This window comes from Candidatus Aminicenantes bacterium (assembly GCA_026393855.1).
Classification (GTDB): domain Bacteria; phylum Acidobacteriota; class Aminicenantia; order Aminicenantales; family UBA4085; genus UBA4085.
This window is the reverse complement of sequence record JAPKZJ010000106.1, coordinates 1-2,115: the sequence shown is the minus strand read 5'-3', so window position 1 is coordinate 2,115 and position 2,115 is coordinate 1. Positions and strand designations below refer to the sequence as shown.

Sequence of the window (2,115 nt, the reverse complement as noted above, 5' to 3'; positions counted from 1 at the left end):
GGAAGGCCTGGCGGCGGGGACGGTCGGAGGCGGCCGGGTCGAAGCCGATGTCTTCGAAGCCGCCGTGGCCGCCCTTCGCTCCCGGCGTTCGCAGATTCTCTCCTTCGATCTGGGAGCGGATTATTCCGAAGACGCCGACGCCCTCTGCGGCGGACGCATGCGCATTCTTCTGGACGCTCGGCCGGAGCAAAGCCGGGAAGCTCTGGCCGCACTCCTGCGGGCCGGGTCGCGCCGCGGCTCGGGAGTCCTGACGGCCGCGATCAAGCCCTCCGTCGGCGGCGTCGCCGTCAGACGGAGCTGGCTGTCTTCATCGCAGATCAAATCCAGGCGCGGTCGATCCTCGCCGGCGTCCCTTGCCGTCGAAACCGCTTGGGCGGAAAAAAGGCCGCAGCTCGTTCCCGCCGGGAAGGGGCTTCTCTATTGCGAGCCTCGTTTCCCCAAGCCCCGGTTGGTCATCGCTGGGGCCGGCCACGTCGGTCGGGCCGCGGCCCGACTGGGTGACTTTTTGGGATTCGAAACGATCATCATCGATGACCGTCCCGGGCTCCTCCGTCCCGACCTCATCCCGGGCGCATCCCGCCTCATCCTCGGCGACATCGCCCGCGAAACAGCCCGCTTCCGGAGCGACCGGAACGCCTTTATCGTCATTGTCACCCGAGGCCATCGCCATGACGCCGAGACCCTGCGGGCCTGCTTGCGCGGCCGGGCCCGCTATATCGGGATGATCGGCAGCAGCCGCAAGACGGCCCTCCTGCGGGAATCCTTTCTGGCCAAAGGCTGGGCGACGGCGGAGGAATGGGCCCGGGTCCGGACCCCGATTGGCCTGCCGATCGGGTCGCGGACGGTCGAAGAGATCGCGGTCAGCATCGCGGCCGAGCTCGTGGCGGCCCGGAGCGGACGATTATGACATTCTCTGCCGTCGTCTTGGCGGCGGGTGAATCGAGGCGGATGGGCCGCCCCAAACTGCTTCTCCCGTACGGGGGGAGCACCATCCTGGAGACGGTCCTGGCCTCCGTCCAGGGCGCCCCGATCGAGCGGACAATCGTGGTCTTGGGCTTCGGCCGGGAACGGATCGAGCCGCTGGTTCGCCGATTTCCGGTCGAGATCGGGTCTTGGGCTTCGGCCGGGAACGGATCGAGCCGCTGGTTCGCCGATTTCCGGTCGAGATCGTCGTCAATCCCGATCCCGGACGGGGCATGTTGTCCTCGGTCCAGGCGGGCTTGGCGGCGCTTCCTTCGGCCCCCGGCGCCGCGTTTATCGTGCCGGGGGACCACCCCGATCTGACGCCCGCGGTCTTCGCCGCCCTCCTCCAGGCCCGCCAAGCCTCGGGCAAAGGGCTCCTCTGCCCGGTTTTCGGGGGCAAGGGCGGCCACCCGCTGCTCCTGGATCTCTCCTACCGGGAGGAAGTCTCCAGGCTCGATCCGGCCGCCGGTCTGCGCCGGAGATGTTCTGCGCATCCCGGTCGACGAAGCGGGCATCCTGGTCGATATCGACACTCCGGACGATTTCCGCCGAGCCGCCGGGCGCGACCCCGATTCAGATTGAGGGGCGGGTAGGCCGTCTGTGGTCGTGTTTGAACGAAAGGGCTTTCTCCCATTTCCGGAGGGTGGTTAGGCGGCATGGTATCCGGCCGACGGCGAAACCGCGCGGGTTTAGTCTTTTTTGCGAACCTCTTCGAGGGAACCCAACCCTCGCGGGAACGATCGAAGCGACGTCCCGACGAGGACTGCGAAACGCTGCGGGCGCCGAGGGATGTTTTAAATTCCGAAGGCGCCGAACACTTCTGTTTTAATTGATATCACCACCCCAGCCCCTCCTTCGAAGGAGGGCGCTGGTAAACGCCTTCGGCTGCATGGGCCGAGGCGAGTAGCGCAAAAAAGGCGTGAAAAACCCGCGCCGCCGGGCCGGATTCCATGACGCAGGCCCCGGAAATGGGACAAAAACATATAAAACACCTGATATCAACTGCTTAGGCTCGATAAAAAATCGGGAAGAATAATTTTACCTTCTTCGTCTAATGAGTGTGGTGAGAGGTTTCGCCTCCACCCGCATTTCCGCTACGGAGGAGAAATTCATGAAGAAAGCGATGATCGCACTGCTGGCCGTGGCCCTGAC

Annotated in this window: 2 protein-coding genes; both read left to right on the top strand. The window is 65.2% G+C overall.

What is annotated here, in order from left to right:
- Positions 1-907 (top strand): XdhC family protein (locus NTZ26_12770; protein MCX6561373.1); only part of this gene is annotated, 907 nt, incomplete at its 5' end.
- On the top strand, positions 904-1,284 hold the full coding sequence (locus NTZ26_12765; protein MCX6561372.1) for an NTP transferase domain-containing protein: 381 nt from the start codon (positions 904-906) through the stop codon (positions 1,282-1,284). The genes NTZ26_12770 and NTZ26_12765, both read left to right, overlap by 4 nt.
- Positions 1,285-2,115: the final 831 nt, after the last annotated feature.